The organism is Clostridium caldaquaticum (genome assembly GCF_023806125.1).
Classification (GTDB): Bacteria; Bacillota; Clostridia; order Clostridiales; family Clostridiaceae; genus Clostridium_AT; species Clostridium_AT caldaquaticum.
On record NZ_JAMSKT010000001.1, the window covers coordinates 43,106 to 61,469 of the forward strand.

General features: G+C 32.2%; 17 protein-coding genes, 2 pseudogenes and 1 other annotated feature. Of the genes and pseudogenes, 3 read left to right on the forward strand and 16 right to left on the reverse strand.

The genetic code is table 11. The features are described from left to right. Position 1: 1 nt before the first annotated feature. A complete protein-coding gene (locus tag M2651_RS00210) occupies positions 2-322 on the reverse strand; it encodes a PadR family transcriptional regulator (protein WP_252130312.1) in 321 nt (106 codons plus the stop codon). A gap of 165 nt (positions 323-487) precedes the next feature. Between M2651_RS00210 and M2651_RS00215 the strand changes: the two genes are divergently transcribed. Beyond that, positions 488-1,804: a 4Fe-4S binding protein gene (locus M2651_RS00215; RefSeq protein WP_252130313.1), complete on the forward strand. Its 1,317-nt coding sequence runs from the start codon at positions 488-490 to the stop codon at positions 1,802-1,804. 151 nt (positions 1,805-1,955) lie between these two features. On the opposite strand, the gene M2651_RS00220 is transcribed toward M2651_RS00215, so the two are convergent. From M2651_RS00220 to metG, 13 genes and pseudogenes are all read right to left on the reverse strand, one after another. After that, a complete protein-coding gene (locus M2651_RS00220) occupies positions 1,956-2,264 on the reverse strand; it encodes a hypothetical protein (protein ID WP_252130314.1) in 309 nt (102 codons plus the stop codon). Continuing rightward, positions 2,257-2,628: an EndoU domain-containing protein gene (locus M2651_RS14380; protein ID WP_350338266.1), complete on the reverse strand. Its 372-nt coding sequence runs from the start codon at positions 2,626-2,628 to the stop codon at positions 2,257-2,259. Before M2651_RS14380 ends, M2651_RS00220 begins: the two co-directional genes overlap by 8 nt. 476 nt (positions 2,629-3,104) lie before the next feature. Continuing rightward, the gene (locus M2651_RS14265) at positions 3,105-3,236 is read right to left on the reverse strand and encodes a hypothetical protein (protein ID WP_286207890.1); all 132 of its coding nucleotides are present in this window, start codon (positions 3,234-3,236) and stop codon (positions 3,105-3,107) included. Positions 3,237-3,394: 158 nt separating this feature from the next. Then, positions 3,395-4,279 (reverse strand): MerR family transcriptional regulator, encoded by an 885-nt coding sequence (locus M2651_RS00225; protein ID WP_252130315.1) that lies wholly within the window; start codon positions 4,277-4,279, stop codon positions 3,395-3,397. A gap of 68 nt (positions 4,280-4,347) precedes the next feature. Next, a pseudogene (locus M2651_RS00230) lies at positions 4,348-4,531 on the reverse strand (metallophosphoesterase); the annotation flags it as partial. A gap of 33 nt (positions 4,532-4,564) precedes the next feature. Further along, positions 4,565-4,756 carry a 4Fe-4S dicluster domain-containing protein gene (locus tag M2651_RS00235; protein WP_350338267.1) on the reverse strand — a complete coding sequence of 64 codons (192 nt, stop codon included), beginning with the start codon at positions 4,754-4,756 and terminating at the stop codon, positions 4,565-4,567. Beyond that, positions 4,753-5,502 (reverse strand): AAA family ATPase, encoded by a 750-nt coding sequence (locus tag M2651_RS00240; RefSeq protein ID WP_252130316.1) that lies wholly within the window; start codon positions 5,500-5,502, stop codon positions 4,753-4,755. Before M2651_RS00240 ends, M2651_RS00235 begins: the two co-directional genes overlap by 4 nt. 64 nt (positions 5,503-5,566) lie before the next feature. Then, on the reverse strand, positions 5,567-6,010 hold the full coding sequence (locus tag M2651_RS00245) for a hypothetical protein (protein ID WP_252130317.1): 444 nt from the start codon (positions 6,008-6,010) through the stop codon (positions 5,567-5,569). Between the two features lie 40 nt (positions 6,011-6,050). After that, complete coding sequence (locus M2651_RS00250) at positions 6,051-6,776, reverse strand: sulfite exporter TauE/SafE family protein (RefSeq protein WP_286207891.1); 726 nt, start codon at positions 6,774-6,776, stop codon at positions 6,051-6,053. Between the two features lie 15 nt (positions 6,777-6,791). Beyond that, positions 6,792-7,172, reverse strand: coding sequence for a YkvA family protein (locus tag M2651_RS00255; protein WP_252130319.1), 381 nt, complete (start codon positions 7,170-7,172; stop codon positions 6,792-6,794). 61 nt (positions 7,173-7,233) lie between these two features. Beyond that, complete coding sequence (locus M2651_RS00260; RefSeq protein WP_252130320.1) at positions 7,234-7,722, reverse strand: Csac_0668 family 2Fe-2S cluster-binding (seleno)protein; 489 nt, start codon at positions 7,720-7,722, stop codon at positions 7,234-7,236. A gap of 213 nt (positions 7,723-7,935) precedes the next feature. After that, complete coding sequence (gene glmS / locus M2651_RS00265; protein ID WP_252130321.1) at positions 7,936-9,762, reverse strand: glutamine--fructose-6-phosphate transaminase (isomerizing); 1,827 nt, start codon at positions 9,760-9,762, stop codon at positions 7,936-7,938. Between the two features lie 434 nt (positions 9,763-10,196). After that, positions 10,197-12,140, reverse strand: a pseudogene (gene metG, locus M2651_RS00270) (methionine--tRNA ligase); the annotation flags it as partial. Between the two features lie 75 nt (positions 12,141-12,215). After that, positions 12,216-12,463 (reverse strand) — a binding site (T-box leader). A gap of 574 nt (positions 12,464-13,037) precedes the next feature. On the opposite strand from metG, the gene M2651_RS00275 reads away from it, so the two are divergent. Continuing rightward, positions 13,038-13,634 (forward strand): matrixin family metalloprotease, encoded by a 597-nt coding sequence (locus tag M2651_RS00275; protein WP_252130322.1) that lies wholly within the window; start codon positions 13,038-13,040, stop codon positions 13,632-13,634. 19 nt (positions 13,635-13,653) lie between these two features. Next, on the forward strand, positions 13,654-14,424 hold the full coding sequence (locus tag M2651_RS00280) for a hypothetical protein (protein ID WP_252130323.1): 771 nt from the start codon (positions 13,654-13,656) through the stop codon (positions 14,422-14,424). 298 nt (positions 14,425-14,722) lie between these two features. Here the strand turns inward: M2651_RS00280 and M2651_RS00285 are convergent, their stop codons facing one another. Further along, the gene (locus tag M2651_RS00285) at positions 14,723-14,860 is read right to left on the reverse strand and encodes a hypothetical protein (RefSeq protein WP_252130324.1); all 138 of its coding nucleotides are present in this window, start codon (positions 14,858-14,860) and stop codon (positions 14,723-14,725) included. A gap of 36 nt (positions 14,861-14,896) precedes the next feature. Next, positions 14,897-18,184, reverse strand: coding sequence for a DEAD/DEAH box helicase (locus tag M2651_RS00290; protein WP_252130325.1), 3,288 nt, complete (start codon positions 18,182-18,184; stop codon positions 14,897-14,899). Positions 18,185-18,364: the final 180 nt, after the last annotated feature.

Sequence of the window (18,364 nt, forward strand, 5' to 3'; positions counted from 1 at the left end):
ACTATCCCTCCAATACATTATCAATGTTCTTTTTAATTTCATTCCATGATGATATAAAATCTTCTAATTCCTTAACCCCTTCTTCCGTAAGATAATAATATTTCCTCATGGGTCCTAAAGGAGATTGCTTCATATTAGAATAAAGTAATTTTTTCTTTTCTAATCTTATAAGTATGGGATAAACACTGCCTTCAGAAATTTCTTGGAATCCATATGCTGTTAATCTTTCACATATTTCATAACCATATGTTTCATGATTACTTACTATCTTTAAAATACATCCTTCAAGCAAACCCTTCAGTATCTGTGTAGTATTAGCCAAATAATCACCTACTTTGTATTGCATAATAGTATATATAAAATATACACCCACTACTTTGTAATGTCAAGTAGTTATATTTTTCACAAATTCATCACATTTACATTAAAAAAACAACAAAATATTGAGATACAATTTTAATATAAAGTGAAACGAGGAGTGAATTAAATGAAAAAAAATAAAAAAATAGGTATAAGAAGAGGTATACAAGTATTTTTCTTCTTGTTTATTGCACTTATATCACTAAATCATAGTCTTGTTGAAAACGGAAGGGCAATACCGTTTTTATCATCAGCGTCCATGCATGCCTTGTGCCCTTTTGGTGGTATAACTTCCATATACCAGTTTATAACTTCAGGGACTCTGGTCAAAAAGTTGCATGAATCTTCCTTTGTCCTAATGGCAATCGGCATACTGTTAGCCACACTATTTGGCCCATTGTTCTGCGGCTGGATATGCCCTTTAGGAACACTTCAGGAAGGCTTAAGTAAAATAGGGAAAAGAATATTTAAAAAGAAGTATAACAATTTTATACCTTATAAATATGATAAATATTTAAGATACCTAAGATATGCAGTTCTAGCCTGGGTAATATATATGACCGCTATAACCGGTAAAATTGCCTTTGAGGCATATGACCCATTTTATAGCTTATTTAATCTTTGGAGTTCAGAACTGGCAGTCAGTGGAGTAATAATCCTTGTGTTAGTTATTTTAGCTTCATTATTTGTTGAAAGGCCATGGTGTAAATATACCTGCCCTTACGGAGCTTTTTTAGGAGTATTTAATCTTTTTAGAATATTTAAGATTAAGAGGAATTCAAGTTCCTGCGTGTCCTGCAAAATGTGTGATAGTAATTGCCCAATGAATATAAAAGTATCACAAAATAATGTAGTAAGGGATCATCAGTGTATATCCTGTATGAAATGTACTTCTGAAGAGGCATGTTCAGTAGTAAATACAGTTAATATGAGCAGCAATTTAACTAATAAATCATTAAAGCCACTGGTTGCAGGGATAATTTCAGTAATGATACTATTTGGAGGCATTGCAGTATCCAGCAAGTTAAACCTGTGGTCTACAGAATCAGAAAAAATACCAGTTAAATATACTTCCGGAGAACTTATGGGGCAAGCTAAACCAGAGGATATAAGAGGATCTTATACGCTTGATGATATATTTAAATCTTATGGCGTGCCAGTAAATGATTTAGCTGAAGCCTTTGGAATAAAAGGAGTAGAAAGCCTGAAAACTTTTAAGGTTAAGGAGTTTGAAGCTATATATTCATCTTATAAGGGAAGTGACAAAGAGATAGGAACAGAAAATGTTAGATTCTTTGTAGCTATGTATAATGGGATGCCTTATAATTTAAGCAAAGATATTTATCTTCCTAAGCCGGCATCAGAGATATTAAAAGAAAAAGGAAAGCTTTCAGAAGAACAAATGAAGTATGTTAATAGTCATTTAGTAGAAGTACCTAAATAAGTAGTTTTATATGTAATTGATAAAAATGTATATATTGAAGAGCATCCATAGATGTGATTTACACAAAACTATGGATGCTCCCTTTCCTACGGATGATTCTTTTTAAAACATAATAAAAGCACCTGCTAATTTATATATTAACAAGTGCCTTTTAATCTAAAATTGCATCTTCTGCCCATTTTATATCCACATCTGTTATAATATTTGGATGCAGTTTTGCAAGTTCTTTAAGAAAATCAACAAATTCTCTACTCTGAAAAACAAATGAAATTTCTTCAAAGGATTCAGATAAATAGAAAAGCTCCTCAGAAGTACATGTTTTAAGAAACTCTATCGTTTCATTTTCATTTTTTGTAAGTTCACTTTCTATTTTGCTCCAGAAATCTCTCTCCAACCATGGATAATTATCAGGTAGATTTTTTCTCCACAGGATTAGTTCCTTAATTTCTTTTTTATCCACCTTTTTTCATCTCCTCTATACTTCTTTGCAAACTATCCGGAAATATAGTGGCAACTATATTGTTTTTATCCGCCACTATAACTACAACCACATTCTCATATTTAGCAAATTTAGAATACCCTATAATATTCCCTTGTTTATCTACTATATTTTTTTTATAAAATAAATTTTTTCTTTTTAAATTAACTGTATAATTTGCTGCAATAAGTATTTTTTCGTTATCCCAATCTTTAGGAAACCATGATTGATAATTTCCTGCCCGTTTTGTCCGTTCTGCATGGCTTGGAACATTACCTACTCTTACACCATTAGCATATTCTTTAACTATATTATATTCTATGCCATGACTTTCTAAAAAATCAATATTTTCTTAAACATGTCCACCACTTTTAAACTTTCCTAAAGTCTCTTTCTTTGGATTCTTAGGATTTGTAAATTCTCCTTTACTAGAATGCTCTAATATAATTTATAGGAACAGTTATTTAATATTACAACCTACTGCCTAAAGGTTCTATTCTTTTTAGATTATATTTTGATTATTATGTTTCTTTATTATTACAGTTTCAAATAATTTCTCGTTAAATTAATATTTTTTGCAATGCTTGTCCAATTATAGTATTAGTTATCAAGAAGCTTTACCCCTAGGCTGCTTAATTTTGAAACTCTGCTTTGAGTTATGTTTCCAAAGACACGACAAATTTCACTGCATTTTAAGTTGCAAAGACTTCTCATTAAAAGTACAGCTAAAGCCTTTGCTTCAACTATCTCCCTGCAGTATTTGGTATGTAATTTTATTTTTTCAACAAAACAATATCCATATACTCTAAATTCGTAAGTTTTTTAATATTTTTTAACAAGATCTAAATAACAAGCCTTATCCTGATTATCATTAAACAAATCAACTTCACTTATGCTTCTAGCCATTACATGAAAAATAGCGTCTTCTTTCTTTTGCCTTGCTATTCTTGGCATAAAAAAACATCTCCCTTCAAAAGCTTACTTTGTAATTAGTATTCCCTTTGAATTAAGATGTTATTCTTTGTTTCTAAATAGTACTTATATGTCCCTGTTGCTATATTATCATTAGCAACTGCAAATATCAATTTTAGCATAAGATTATTATTGCAGATCTATACCTTATAAATACTATCAAATTGTGAATATTTATCTATAAATGCTTTATTTGCAGCCTGGAGTTTTCCAAAATACTCCCTATATGAATCGCTCAATATTTTTAAATTTTCAATAAATATGTCGTTATATCCACTATCTTGCTGAAATTTCAACAATAATTGCTGTATTTTACAGACAGGTGATTTTTTATATTCATCTGAGTTTCTGTATTCCAAATATTTTTCAATATCTTCTTTATTTTCTTCTAAATACATATCCATATTGTTTACTGAATCTATTATAGATGAATTAATTCTCTGTATATCTGCCTCTTCCATCTGTCCAAGACCCTGATGTAAAAATTCTTCCAGTTCTTCAGGAAATCCTTTTTCTTGAATTTTATCCAAATAATCAACAATTTTATTATATGCCCTTTCTTTTTCCTCAGTATCAATTTTCTCATTAAGAAACTGTCCAAAATGTACGCATAAATACATCCCATAACCTCCTGGAAATGCTTGCAGCAGTTTCTCTTTGATTGTAAAATGCTTTTCTATATCTTCTTCAATATAGGTATTTGCCTGCTCAATGTCATAATGTTTTATCAACTGTTCAAGGCACTTTTTCTTAGCAATTGATTTTTCAACTTCTAAATACATCTTATATTTGCATTTTGCCAGAGCAGCGGATCTATTAGTGCTCGTAAGAATATCTTTGATTTCAGCAATGCTGATACCTAATTTCCTCAAAACTCCAATTTCTTTTAATACAGAAATATCTTCATCACTGTAATTCCGATAACCATTATCCTCAATCTTTGGACATATCAATCCCTCCTGTTCATAGTATTCAACCGCTTTCTTCGTCAATTTACATTCTCTACATACATCTTTAATTAACATTCTTATCACCTCGTAATTATCATAGGCTAACACCTAAGGTGATAGTCAATACCTATTTTGTATAAAGTTTAAAATGCTTCTTTTTCTTTTGACAGCGTTAAAACAACTATTTTCGGGATGATTGAAAAGCCTTTGTGGAATAATGCTGTTTCCAAGTCCCCTGCTTACAATCATAGTGCAGTTCCCTCTTTTGTATTCTCCTGATGTATATTCTGGGAAAAATCCCTGATTCGGCGCAATTAATCCTCTTATAATCTGGTTAATTTAACACCCTTTTTATCCTGTTTAAAAGTAAACAGCGCTTTTAGGACAACTTTTCACACATTCCATGCATAAAATGCACTCTGTTCCATTTTCCCTGCTTCTTTTGCTGTCTAAAATATCTACATTCATGGGACATACTCTTTTGCATTTTCCACAAGAAATACACCTCTTCACTGCTAAAAAGCAAATTCCATGTTCCTTTGACAGTGCTATTTCATAAGTATATTTAACATCTTCTGCGTATTGTTCAGGAAACTTTTCATTACCTGGTAATGCTCCGTTTCTTCATATTTAACCGCTTTAATGTCTTCTTTTATTTCATATATAACTGCATCAGGATATGCCATCAAAATCGGGGAATGTGTTGCTATTATAAACTGTGAGTTCTTCCCAACCAACTGATGAATCCTGCTAATCATCGACATTTGCCTTGTAGGTGATAATGCTGCCTCAGGCTCATCCAATATGTAAAGTCCGTTTCCCCTAAACCTGTTCATAAACACGGCAAAAAAGGATTCTCCATGAGACTGCTCATGAAGTGAACGCCCGCCGTACGAGTCAATAATTCTTGCACCTCCCTCGCTTTTATCCAGTTCTTCAATTGTTGTTGCAAGGTTGTAAAAACTTTCTGCACGCAGGAAAAACCCGTCTTTAGGTCTTCTGATTCCTTTAATTATCTTTATGTAATTATATAATTCAGAATGAGAGGCTCTTGATGAAAAATTGAAATTCCTGCTCCCGCCTTCAGGATTAAACCCGCAGGCTACGGCAACAGCCTCTAAAATAGTTGACTTTCCTGTTCCATTCTCTCCAACAATAAATGTCTCTTTAGGGTGCATATCAAGAATTGATAATCCCCGAATAACTGGAAGAGAGAATGGATATCTCCGAAAAGATTCTACCCTTTTTCTGTCAAGTTCTATTTGCTTTATAAATTGATTATTCTCTAACATTTCCAATATCAGTGCTCCCGTTTTATCTAATGTTCATAGGTCAAAACATCCATATTATCCATTTCCTGTTTTATTTTTTTGTTTTATTTATCTTATCGTAGTAGTTTTTAAAAGCCATAATATCATTATAAAATTCTGTTTTAAATACCAAAATGCTTACTGCTGTAATAATTATGGCTGGGACAACCAAATATAAAGCACCGCCAAAAGAATCCAGGACATTTAGAACACGCAGCAGCCCTAAAACCAAATAAGAAGGCAGCAAACCAAAGATAAAAATATAAACTCCTGACAGCAGTAACATCGTTATTTTAAATGCTATCCTGCTGCCTTTATAGTAAAAAAATATGTTAACTAAAATTATCCCGCTAATAAATATTTTTCCCGCTAATCCTTTAATACCGTTAGATACTAAACTTAAAGCAATATCTGCAAGTAAAAGAAAAAATAAAATAATTATACCTGTATTTACGATTTTCCTGCCCCTCTTAACTTGTTCACTGCTAAAAAACAAAATTATCTACCCCTTCTAATAAATTGAATTGGAGAATTACTTAACCCCATATCATCATTTGTAATCCAATCAGTATTAAAAGGATACCTACAAAATTTATAAATTTCTCTTTTGGCATTTTATCAATTACCTTTTTACCAGCCCTTGTTCCTGCAATCATAGCAATACCCATGAACAATCCAATTCCCAGCACATATAGTCCAATACCAAGGTATCTTTGATAAATAACTGTCTTGGAAATATGCATAGCAACGGCAGTTACTGCTTCGCTTGCAATATAAGCTACAGGTGAAAGGTTCAATGAAAGAAATAATGCTGCCCCTACCGGTCCTGCGCTGCCGACAAGACCTGAAATCAAACCTGTCACTGCTCCACCAATAAGCATTGTCCTGTCACTAGGTTCAAATTTAAGCATTTTGAAATATTTTAATGCCACAAAAACAATAATAGCAAATCCAATTCCTCTTGTAATGATTTCTTTCGGAACTTTTACAAAAGAAAATGCTCCCAAAACACACATTGGCACTGCACCTATTATAAATATATACACAGGTTTCCATTTAATTTGTTTAAAGCCAAAGAAAACCCGTGATAAATTGCCAATTAACTGTGCAATGGTCAGTATTGGCACAGCCATAGTTGTACCAACTGTTTTCGATAAGAGTGGAAGTAATAATAGTGCACCACCAAAACCTGCTGCTCCTGATATTGCTACAGCCAAAAAACTACCTGCAAAAAGGAGAAAATATATCCATGGAGTATTCAAATTGATTCCTTCTTCTTATATAATTGCTAATATCCTATACCCGATAAATCCTAAAATCAGTATCCACAGCATTACAATAATCACACCTGCTGCCTTGGCTTCTGGAATATCACTTTTCAATTTTATCTCGGCTTCTTTCCTGCATTCTTCCATAATTTCTGCTGGTATCAACTTTAATGCAATCGCAACCCCCATAGGTATCAGTATGAAATCATCTAAATATCCTAATACGGGGATAAAGTCAGGTATCAGGTCTATAGGACTTAGTGCATATGCAACAACAACAGCAGTAAATACCTTTGCAATTAAAGGTGTTTCTTTCTTTTTATATGCCAGATATAAAGCAAAAACCTGTTTCTTTAACTCACTTGTTTTTTCTTTCATTTTTTCTATCATACTCAAGTCTTTCATACATTCCATTTTTTATATCTTGTAATATATAAAAATACAATCCTATTTATTTCATAGATAACCCTTTATCTATAGCCTTCTGAATTATTTCATGACAGCACTTCCCTAACGGATTATTCTTTATACACTGGCTGTTTTTCATAACCCCTGTGATTTCTATAATATCCTTGACTGTTTTTGCCCCATCTTTTATAACGGCACTTATAACCTGCTCCTCTGTAACTTTACTGCAGTAACAGGCGTATTTAGGATTGGCATCTTTTTTAAACCATATAGGCACTTTCACTTGCTGCTTATTAAATTTAACACCTGATTCTGGATTATAATAAACAATGTCACATTCTTCATTCATGCATATATAATAATCTGTATCTCCGACCAATTCTGTTAATGTATCAACTACCAAATGTCTGACTGTAATACTTTTTACTTTGACTCCTGATGTTTTACATACAGGACATGTATTATCATTTTCCACTTTATTAGATGGCTCTTTTCCACCACAGCAGCATATATTTATTTTTTTATTTATCATTTTAGCCTTACCTTCCTTTATTTTTATTTTAATAGTACTTATCTTATAATGAAAGTACTTTTCTGTTTTAAGATTTTTGTTCATATCATTTTAATTATATACCCTCATTATACCTTAAACCTACTCATCCTAAAACAAAAATCATGGCTTAAATAAGGTTTTCTACCCTATTTTCACCATGACTTTTAGCACATTTTCTTATTAATATATTTTTTATTCTACTGTAACAGACTTAGCTAAGTTTCTTGGCTTATCAACATCGCAGCCTTTCTGAACTGCAATGTAGTAAGCAAGAAGCTGAAGTGGTACAACTGATAATACTGGTGCAAGTATTTCTGCTGTTTTTGGTATATAAAGTGCTGAATCTACAGTTTTTTCCACAGTTTCATTTCCTTCAAAAGCAAAGGCTAAAACATTTGCTCCTCTTGTTTTAACTTCCTTAACATTGCTTAACATCTTCTCAAAAAGCTCTTCTTGAGTAGCAAGTGCAATAACTACTGTTCCCTTTTCTATTAAAGCAATGGTACCGTGCTTTAATTCACCTGCAGCATAAGCTTCTGAGTGAATGTAGGAAATTTCCTTTAGTTTTAAAGAACCTTCCATTGCAACAGCATAGTCTAAGCCTCTTCCAAGGAAGAACATATCCTTATGCATAAAGTTTTTAGAAGCAAACTTTTGAAGAACTTCCTTGTGTTTTAAAACTTCTTCACATTTTTCAGGAAGTTTAAGCATTTCTGCCTTTATGCTCTCTATTTCATCGGTACTTAAAGTACCTTTGCAGTCTGCAAAATATAATGCAAGTATATACATAGCTATAAGCTGAGTTGTATAAGCCTTAGTTGAAGCAACTGCTATTTCCGGTCCTGCCCAAGTGTATAGGACATCGTCAGCTTCTCTTGAAACAGAGCTTCCTACAACATTTGTTATAGCTAAAACTCTTGCTCCATATTTTTTAGCTTCTCTAAGAGCTGCTAAAGTATCTGCTGTTTCACCTGATTGGCTTACAACTATCATTAGCGTCTTTTCATTCATTATTGGATTTCTATATCTAAACTCTGAAGCTATATCTACTTCAACTGGTATTCTAGCTAGTTTTTCTATTGCATATTTTCCTACTATTCCTGCATGATAAGCAGTTCCACAAGCTACTATATAAACTCTATCTATATTTGCAAGCTGTTCTTTAGTTATTGTTATCTTATCTAAGGCTATTGGTTTTCCTAGAACAATTCTTGAAGTCATTGTATCTTTTATAGCTTTTGGCTGCTCATGAATTTCCTTTATCATAAAATGCTCGTAACCGCCTTTTTCTGCAGCATCGGCATTCCATGTTACGTGGAAAACATCCTTTTTAATTTCATCTCCGTCTTCTGTTAAAAGCTTTATTCCATCTTCATTTATAACAACAAATTCCTTGTCATTTAAAAGATAAATATCCCTTGTATAATTTAATATTGCAGGAATATCTGAAGCTATGAAAAACTCGTCCTTTCCAAGACCTACTATAAGCGGACTATCTTTTCTAACTGCTACAAGCTTTCCTGGCTCATGAGTTGAAACTACACCTATAGCATAACTTCCTTCCATCTTTGTTATTGCTTTCATTACAGCTTCTTCTAAATTTCCCTTATAATAATAATCCACAAGATGAGGAATAACCTCTGTATCTGTTTCTGACATAAACTTATAACCCTTAGCTGAAAGCCATTCTCTTAGCTGAAGATAGTTTTCAATTATTCCGTTATGAACTACACTTATAGTTTCATCCTCATTTGAATGCGGATGTGAGTTAAGGTCTGACGGCTCCCCGTGAGTCGCCCATCTTGTATGCCCTATTCCTACTGCTCCGTGTATTGGATTTTCATTTAATTTTGCTTCAAGATTAGCAAGTCTTCCTTTACATTTTGTAACCTTTAACAAATTATCTTCTATTATTGCAACTCCTGCTGAATCATATCCTCTATATTCAAGCTTTGATAATCCATGAATTAAAACTGGTGATGCTTCTTTTTTACCTACATATCCAACTATTCCACACATATTATTAATCTCCCTTTCTTTTCTGAATCTTAGACGACTTTAATAAACCATAGGATTTTTTATAATTTTATCTCTATGGCGTTCTATAAAAGAAAGGTTTTAACACCCGGTTAGTGTTGTGGCAAGAATCACTTCTTGTTTTTACTAACCTTTAACGGTAGTGCATTACCGTGGGGCACCCGCCGAATACTCGATATTCCCCAACCTCGTCAACTTAACTAACTTATTTTAGCTAAGTTCTGGCGCTTTTATTTATCCAGTTATTAACTACTTTCCCCCCTCCTTTTTAATTCACCTTTCTAGTATAAAAACTAAACGTCTATTATATTATACGTGAATGTCTGTAGCTTGGTCAATGTTTTTTAACATAGAATTAATTTAATAACCACAAAAAAACCTCCAGTTCTTACTGAAGGTTTTACATTTAACTTTTCTTATCTTACCTGGCTTCCTGTTGGAAGGTCTCCTGGAATACTTACTGTAAACAGCTTACTATCGTCATCTGTTGAAGCTGCAAGTATCATTCCCTGAGAAAGCTCTCCTCTTAATTTAACAGGCTTTAAGTTGGCAACTAATACAACATATTTTCCTACTAAGTCCTCTGGCTTATACCACTTAGCAATGCCTGAAACTACCTGTCTTTCCTCTCCTGCTAAATCTACCTTAAGCTTTAAAAGCTTTTTAGCACCTTTAACAGGTTCGCAGGATATTACTTTAACTACTCTCAAATCAATCTTTTCAAAATCCTCTATAGTTATTTCTTCTTTTATTGGCTGACAAGCCACCTTTGGCTCTTCCTTAACTTCCTTAAGCGCTTCAAGTTCCTTAAGCTTAGCTTCAACATCAATTCTTGGGAATATAGCATCACCTTTCTTAACCTTTGCAGAAGCTTCAGTACCGTCAAACGCAGAAAGTGTATCCCAAGCTGTTAAGTTTATGCTTAACTGCTCATTTATCTTCTCAGAAGTTTCTGGAAGGAAAGAAGATATTAAAACTGATGAAAATCTTAAAGTTTCTGCCAAGTTATAAAGAACTGTTCCCAGTCTTTCTTTTTTGCTTTCATCCTTTGCAAGTATCCAAGGTGTTGTTTCATCTATATATTTATTTGCTCTTCTTATAAGCGTCCAGATTTCAGCTAAAGCTTCTGGAATTCTTAAATTATCAATATGAGCTTCTACTTTCTTCGGTGTTTCAAGAGCTAAACCTATTAGTTCATCATCTATCTCTTCCTTAGCTGTTGGAGCTGGTATAAGGCCTTCAAAGTACTTTTCAATCATAGCTACAGTTCTTGATAAAAGATTTCCTAAATCATTAGCTAAATCTGAATTTACCTTCTTTATAAATATTTCGTTATTAAATAGTCCATCTGAACCAAAAGGTATTTCACGAAGCAGATAATATCTTATAGCATCTACTCCAAAGTGCTGTGCCAAAACTACCGGATCAACAACATTTCCTTTAGACTTTGACATCTTTCCGCCGTCAACTAAAAGCCAGCCGTGTCCAAACACCTGCTTAGGAAGCGGAACATCTAAAGCCATGAGCATAATAGGCCAGTAAATAGTATGGAATCTTAAAATATCCTTTCCTATAAGATGTACGTCTGCAGGCCAGTATTTTTGGTAAAGCTCGGTATCTACATCATTCTTATAACCTAATGCAGTAATATAATTTGAAAGAGCGTCTATCCAAACATAAACAACGTGACCTGGATCAAACTCTACAGGTATTCCCCAGTTAAAAGAGGTTCTTGATACGCAAAGGTCTTGAAGTCCTGGTCTTAAAAAGTTGTTTAGCATTTCATTTTTACGTGATTCCGGCTGAATAAACTCTGGATGAGTTTCTATATGCTCAATAAGCCTGTCAGCGTATTTTGACATTTTAAAAAAGTAAGCTTCTTCTGTTTTCTTTTCAACAGGTCTTCCGCAGTCCGGGCAGTTGCCGTTTACAAGCTGTGTTTCAGTCCAGAAGGATTCGCAAGGTATACAATAATGTCCTTCATAGGAGCTTTTATATATATCCCCCTGCTTATAAAGCTGAGTAAATATCTTTTGGACTGCTTTTTCATGATAGTCATCTGTTGTTCTTATAAATTTATCATAGCTTATGTTCATTAGCTTCCAAAGGTCTTTAATTCCTGCAACAATTTCATCTACATATTGTTTTGGAGTAACTCCCTTGCCTTCTGCAATTCTCTGTATTTTTTCACCGTGCTCATCTGTTCCTGTCAGGAAAAATACATCATAGCCTGTTAATCTTTTAAATCTTGCTAGAGCATCTGCAGCTACTGTTGTATAAGTGTTTCCTATATGAAGGTTTGCTGATGGATAATAAATTGGGGTAGTGATATAATATGGTTTCTTTGTCATCATTCTCTCCTCCTGATTAAAATCTTTTCCATTTTTCTATGTAATATGCAATAAAAATAAAAAGCCCCTATGCAGAAAATGCTGCATAGAGACGTAATATACGTGTTACCACTCTAATTCATACCTGTGTCGCCACAGATATCTCACTAAGTGACTCCGCCTAAAAAGGCTTTTATCACCCTGCAGTATAACGGCTGCTTCCGTATTATCCTACTTTGCTTCAGATAATCTGCTCAGGGGCCATATTCACAGACTTTACTGCCGCCGGCTTTCACCTAACCCAGCTCTCTTTTGGCATTTCCCTCTGCTACTCTTCCCATCACTGCATTTATTTATATATTATGATATTCTATGTCATTTATTATGTCAATATGTTTTTAAATTTTAACCGGATTAACCCCCTGTAATTAGACAATTAGTCTTAAAATCTCGTTAATACTTAATTTTTTATTTTTCGCATATTATAATTTTCTTACAAAACATTATCTGTCTGCAGCATATACAAATAAGCACATTCCCCCTTATAATTTCAACAATTAAAACTTTAGCATAACAAGTTAAATTTAATAAACTAATAATATATATTACAATTAATTCAAAAATTTATATAATATAGTTAAAATATGTTATATTTATACAAAAGCATTTAAATCAAAATTATCAAAGGTTTTTATATAAAAATTGATAAGCTTTAAGAAATAAAAAATTCAATTAAGTTAAAGATTTCTTAACGTTGGCACATAAAGATTTTTTCCTTTATTAATAATTTTATTTAATATTATTAATAAAGTTGACAAAAATGTAAAAAAATCCTATAATATATTTAAGTTATTTCAAAAATTAGCTCTAACCGACTAGTAATATCAAAGTCTTAAAGTTATGCTCAAACCAAAACAGGAGGTGATAATGATGCGTAAAAAAATTTTTACATTCTTTTTAAGTGTTTTTTTCATATTAACTACTCTATCAACCAATGCATATGCTTATAATACTTTTAATCAACATAAATTAATATATGGAGTCGGTAACTACGGAAACAATACTCAACACTATTGGATTGACGAAACAGCATCAGAATATACTAGTTATATTGATGCTGCTATAAATGAATGGAAGTATACAACTAGTTACTGGGGAATTACAACTCCAATATGGTATACTAAAACAACCTCTTCGTCTAACAGTCGTATGGATATTGTAAAAGTTGATACAATTAATGAATGGTGGGGACTAACTTTAATGTATAATGGCACTGAAATTAATCCTTATTCTAGTAATTGGATTTGGGGCAAAATATTGTTAGATGGTGATTTTAGCCAGTTATCAGGTTCAAGTTCAGATAATAGAAGAAAAGCCGTTATTGCCCATGAAATGGGTCATGTTATGGGATTAGCTCACACTTCTTTTACAAATGCAATTATGCGTGCTGATATAGCATATTGTAGCCCAGGTATATTTAGAGCTCAACCTAATGATTTAGCTGGTATTAATTATCTATATTAATCATATCGGAGGAAGTGCAATGAAAAAAATTGTATCAGCTTTACTAAGTATGTTTATTTTAATTACATTTACAGCTTGCTTATCATCACAAGATAATAAAACTAAAAATTCTTTTATAAAGAATGAATCTAATCTAGATGTAGTTTCAATACAACAAATAAAGTTAGAAAATAAACCTAATATATTATTTACAGTCACCGCAGATGCATCTTTAAAACATATCTATTCAACAGTTGACGAATTTAATAAAAGTGATGCTGTAGATACCATAGTCAAAGGTACTATTACTAATATAGAGTATGTATATGTCAGTGGCCTTGCATATTCTATACTTACAATAAATGTATTGCAATCATATAAAGGCAATTGTGCAAAAACTATTAAAGTTTATGAAGACGGCGGATATGTAAAAGTAAAAGATAAGCTTGATGAATTAAAAAAACACATTGATGTTGAAAAACTTACACAAGAACAAATTGATAATGGTGTTATTGATATCAAATTTTTCAACGCTCCACATGCAAAAAAAGGACAACAAGTAATATTATATTTAACTAAAAATATTGCCCCCCTTCCAACTGATTCTTATAGAATTGTTAGTTCATTATATGGAAAATTTACTTTAGATAAGAGCGACGAAATGTATAAAAGAATTGCATTAGATACAAAAGATGATACAATAACAAACAATAAAGAATCAGAAAACTCCAGTAAGATTGATTTAGTGACTAACTTTGAAAAAGAGATATCAGAGTCTGATATGGAGTATAAACTTACTAATTTAAAATAAAAATTTATAAATAAATACATATCTTGTACAGCAACTATGCCGGACGCATACCACAAAAACCTCCAGTTCTCACTGAAGGTTTTACTTTTAACTTTTCTTATATTACCTAGCTTTCTGTTGGGAAGTCTCATGGAATACTTACTCTCCTCATCTGCATATGTAATATGCAATAAAAAATAAAAAGCCCCTATGCAGAAAATGCTGCATAGAGACGTAATATACGTGTTACCACTCTAATTCATACCTGTGTCGCCACAGATATCTCACTAAGTGACTCCGCCTTAAATATGTTTTTAAACTAATCAAAAATCTTTGCAATTTCTATAGACAGTTCTTCAAACACACTTGATTTAACTAAATCATTTTTAGTAGTAAATATCTGAATAATTTTATTGTTTGGGCTTATTATAAAATACTCTTCAACACCAAAACTCATGTATAGGTTCAATTTCTTAATATTATAATTATTTTACTACAGCTTAAACAATTCCTCAATCTCTTCCTGACTCATCTGAGAAATGAGGCTTTCCTCACCGCTTTCCTCGCTCATAACACTATTTATTATATCCTTTTTCTTTTCCTGAAGGTTATATATCTTCTCTTCAATTGTTCCCTGGGCAATAAGTTTAATTACTTCAACAGTCTTCTCCTGACCAATTCTATGAGCTCTGTCTGTTGCCTGGTCTTCAACCGCCGGATTCCACCAAGGGTCAAAATGTATTACTACATCGGCACCTGTCAGGTTCAGTCCCGTTCCTCCAGCTTTAAGGGAAATTAAAAATATACTGCCCTTACCTTCATTAAATTCCTTAACCATTCTTCCTCTATCTTCAATTTTAGTTTGTCCATCTAAATACATATATTCAATATTATTTTCAGCAAGTCTTTTTTCTATATTTTTAAGCACCGTAGTAAATTGAGAAAACAGAAGGATTCTATGTCCTTCATTTATGCTCTCCTCAAGTATATTATCAAGTGCTTCAAGCTTTCCGCTTTCACCTTCATAATTATCGGCAAAAATCGAAGGATCACAACAGATTTGTCTAAGCCTTGTAAGGGTAGAAAGTATTTTAATTTTGCTTTTATTAAAGCCTTTTTCTCTTATTTCATTATCAATCTCTGCCTTAGCCTCTGCAATATAAGCTGCATATAACTTTTTCTGCTCTTCTGTCATTTCAACAATCAGCTTATGTTCAATCTTAGGAGGCAGCTCTTTGACAACCTCTCTTTTAAGTCTTCTTAAAATAAACGGCTTAATATGCTTATTTAAATCTTCCAGTGCCTTAGTATCCTTATTTTTAACTATAGGTGTTTCGTACTTTTTAGTAAATTTACCATGAGATAATAAATATCCAGGCATTATAAAATCGAAAATAGACCAAAGCTCAGTTAAACTATTTTCTATAGGTGTACCTGTTAGTGCAAAATACCCTTCAGCATTAATTTCTTTAACTGACTGAGCATTAATAGAAGAAGGATTTTTTATTTGCTGTGCTTCATCCAAAATACAGTATCTGAATTTAATTCCTTTGTATTCTTCTATATCTCTTCTTATAAGAGGATAGGAAGTTATTACTATATGGGCCTCTTCAATTTCCTTTCTTTTTTCCTCTCTTTTATCCTTTGCACCTGATATAACAAGTGCTTTTAAAGAAGGTGCAAATTTTTCTATTTCGCTTTTCCAATTATAAACTAAAGATGTAGGAGCTACCACTAGAGAAGGCTTTCTATTTTCGCCTCTTTCCATAACCTCCGACTCAATAAAGGCTATTGTCTGAAGGGTTTTTCCAAGTCCCATTTCATCCGCCAGAATTCCTCCAAAGCCGCAGCTAGCTAAAGTTTTAAGCCACTTAAAGCCAAATTTCTGATAACCTCTCATTATACCTTCCAAATGCTCAGGAAGCTTAAATTCTAGCTCCTGAACTTCTTTTATATTATTCACAAGCTCTCTGAATCTTTTGTTTCTTTCAACTTGTATCATACTACTGCCTTTTAAGCTTTGATCCAAATACAATGCATTATATTTTGAAAGAAGAATTTTATCCTTATCTAAATCAGCGTCTTTTATATCTAAAAACTCTATCATACTGCTCATATCCTGCATCTCTTTACTCTGCAGCGATACAAAGCCGCCTTTTTTCAGCTTGTAATATTTTTTCTTCTGTTTTAGAGCACTTAAAACTTCTTTAAGTTCTTTTCTGTCCACACCTTCTATACTGAAAGAAAATTCCAAAAAATCTTCTTCATTAAGCCTGACAACAGATTTAATATTTGATGAGTTATATACCTTTATTCCTTTGAAAGCTTCCGAATAGTAAAGCTCTGATATTTCCTGAAGCCTTGATATACCATTAGTCATAAAATCTATTAAAGCTTCCTCATCTTTAAGTACATATTTATTTTTCTCAGTAGTAAAAGCCATGCTTTCTAAAACTCTCGTAAACTCTAGTTCCCTGCCTACATTTCTTATAATAACTTTATTATTATCTGAAATATTCTTGTCAACTAAAGGATTAATTTTAAAATCTCCATATTGAAATACTACATCCGCGGAAATTCCTTCATCTTCCTTATCTAAATATACTGATATATTTAATGCTTCTTCATAAAATTTTTCTTTAAACTTTTCATCTATTTTTATATTTTTACTAATAGTTTTAATGCTGGGTATTATATATGAAACTGCATTTTCTAAATCATCCTTGCTGAAAACTATCTGACCTGACTTAGAATTTGCAATTTCATTATAAAAGGGCTTATAAAGCTTTGACTGACTGCTGCTTGGATGATATATTGCATTGTTATAAAAAAAGTATTCACCATCATCCGTAATAGGCAGGGGTAAATCCTTGCCCTGATGTATAACCATAGAATTATAACTAAGCTTCAGATTAAACTCTAAAGGCATATCTTCATGAATAATTTTTGTATTAGACAAACTTACTCCATTTATAACTGCATCAAAGCTTTTATTTTTAACAATATTAAAAAATCTTTTAACCTGTATATCCGTTAAATATATTTTCTTGCCTGACATAAGGCCGCTGAAATTTCCAAAGGTTCTTGAAAAAGTGTTGCTATAACTTGAAACCTTCATATCTATTTCATATATTTCAAGAAGGAAATCTATAAGCTGTTTATCTTCATTAGTAAAACCGTGAATAAAAGCATTAAAAGTAAAGCCTTTACCAAACTCTAATTCTCCCATATCGCTTACTGCCTGAAGAAATGCTTTCATATTTTTAACTACATAAGTCCTGTCCTCACCAACTTTTAACTCAATTGAGGAGTTTCTTCTGCCGTAAGCTTCAAGCTCATATTTAATATCTATCTTAAGCTCTTTAAAATCCTTCTGATTGTTGAGCATAGCATTTTTCATGTATTCTATAAACTGATTTGTTTTACTCTTGGACAAAGCTCCATACTGTTTCATCAAATTTGACTTTTCTCTATTCCACTTTAAAAGCACTGCAACTACATGCTTGCAAATTGAATTTGTGTCTTCTGCATACTGACAGTTACAGCCATATCTTAATCTATTAGTTTTATCACTTAAAAGAAGCTCCACTTCATAATTTTCATTTGCATAGGAGGATTCTACAAGAGCCTCTATAAACAAAACATTATCTCCGCTCCATTCATCCTTTTCTATATTCGTATCTATTCTTCTCACCTTATTTCTAAGGTACATATCAAGTCCTCTAGTATATATTTTGTTTCCACACATGTTTTTTAAATGTTGTTCATCTATCTCAAACATTTTTTACCTCTTTTAATTTGTAATCTAAATTTTTATAATAACTTATATTTTATACAAAATTCATAAATATTAAAATAACTGTAATAATTATTTAAAGGAATTTTTTTCTTAAGCGAGAATATATAATAATTGCACCAAAAACTGGACAATATAAATTTCAGATAATAATAGAGAGGAGTA